Consider the following 1,650-nt stretch of genomic DNA (forward strand, 5'->3'; position numbering starts at 1 on the left):
GGAGACCCATTTTCGCGGGCATTCCTTACCTGATGCATGGATCAGATCTCGCGGGCATCTTGACTTGATGCATCACGGCGGCAAGCCATCGGTTTGCGCAGCCCATCGCGACCCCATGCCACCGGCACGGGGCTGAACACCGCCCAGATCCACGTGGTCCCAACTGCCCGATCGGATGAGCGCCTGGCAGGGTTTCACACAGCAGTCCGAATCCCTAACCCGTGCCGGCAAGAAGGGCCGGTGGTTGGTCACCGACACCGGTCGTCTGCCGTACGGAGGTGCGGCTCATCAGCGACCGGGCGGTGCCGGCTCGTTGGCCGGGCGTAACGACGTTGTTCACCTGGCCGTGGACAGTCGCGCTAGAACATGCGATCGCGCGGCTGATCGCTTCAGTGACTAACCGCGGTTCCTCATGCAGAAGCATGTGCCCCGCGGCGGAGCGGTACAGATGGGTGGCATCGCGGATACCGGCAGCGAGATCACGGGCATGTGCGGGTGGGGTGAATCGGTCCGCCCCGCCGCTGATGATGGTTGTCTTGGCATACACAGAACCCAGCGTCCGGTAGTGGTCATAGGCTTTCAGCCCGGCCAGGAAGCCCACTTTCGTTCTCACCCGGGTGTCATTGATGCTCCCCGCAGATACCGCGACCAGCGTCTCCGCGGCCGTTGTGCCGTATCCGGCATACCTGGTCATTGCGCTGCACACCGGCCGGGCCAACACCCGGACCGCCTCATCGGCAACCCTTTGGGGCGCGCGCTGCACCAACTCATACAGGAGGCGCACGGCCGGGCTGGCAAGGAGCCGGCCCAATCCCCGTTCGCACAGTTTCCCCGCAGCACTAGCGATAAGGATGAGGGCATGCGGTTCAACAGGCCGCTGACCGGCGGGTCGGCCCAGATAGGCCAGCGCTGTCATACCGCCCATCGAATGCCCAGCGAGGGTGAGCGGTCCGGCGACGCCAAGGGCCACCAGCAACTCAGCGAGATCCGACGCGAGGTGCTCGATGCGGTAGGTGTGCATTGGCGCATCAGAAGACTCGCCATGACCACGATGGTCGTAGCTGATGATCCGAATCCTGCTGCCCCACTGACGGATCAAGTGGCGGATTTGGATGTCCCAAGAATCTTTGTTCAGACAGAAGCCGTGCAGCAGCACGACCGTATGGGCCGCCGTTGACGATCCGTAATCACGCACCGCCAGTGCCACACCGTCACTGGTGGTGACGGTGTGGCACTGGAACTCACCCCAGGACCAGTGATTCGTTGCTCGTGCGCTTGCGCCGATTTCGCGCTGGCCGACGTTCACGCCGCACCTCGCAAAGCAGGCCGGTATCGCCGTCCTTCCACCGATTCGATGCCGCTGCGTAGGCGTTGCGCCGTCCCGACGTCGTGCAACCCGAGGGCGGCGCCCCCGGTGGTTCGCTCGCCGGCGGCGGAGCGGGTGTCGCGTACATGCTCACGTCCTCGAGGAGATGGCTGGGCATTCAAGCCGGTGTTGATGCCGAACTGGTTGATCATCAGCATCCGGCTGGGCCGGTCGAAGCTGCGCAGCTGCGCAGGCAACGCCCTCATTGCATCGCTCCGGTGGGGTCGACGACGGTGGCGCACCGGGTCCAGGACTGCACGACCTGTTGCGACGGGTGGTCGATG

Annotated in this window: 2 protein-coding genes; both read right to left on the minus strand. The window is 64.6% G+C overall.

Annotation, left to right across the window (positions count from 1 at the left end; translation table 11 throughout):
- Nucleotides 1–214: 214 nt before the first annotated feature.
- Nucleotides 215–1,306 (minus strand): alpha/beta fold hydrolase, encoded by a 1,092-nt coding sequence (locus tag AWC07_RS02560; RefSeq protein ID WP_051507768.1) that lies wholly within the window; start codon nt 1,304–1,306, stop codon nt 215–217.
- Nucleotides 1,303–1,572 carry a hypothetical protein gene (locus tag AWC07_RS02565; protein ID WP_036409053.1) on the minus strand — a complete coding sequence of 90 codons (270 nt, stop codon included), beginning with the start codon at nt 1,570–1,572 and terminating at the stop codon, nt 1,303–1,305. Before AWC07_RS02565 ends, AWC07_RS02560 begins: the two co-directional genes overlap by 4 nt.
- Nucleotides 1,573–1,650 lie beyond the last annotated feature (78 nt).

The organism is Mycobacterium gastri, from assembly GCF_002102175.1.
Lineage (GTDB): Bacteria > Actinomycetota > Actinomycetes > Mycobacteriales > Mycobacteriaceae > Mycobacterium > Mycobacterium gastri.

Coding starts and splice junctions, on each gene's coding strand:
- AWC07_RS02565 (WP_036409053.1), bottom strand. CDS start 1,572: ATGAGGGCGTTGCCTGCGCAGCTGCGCAGCTTCGACCGGCCCAGCCGG.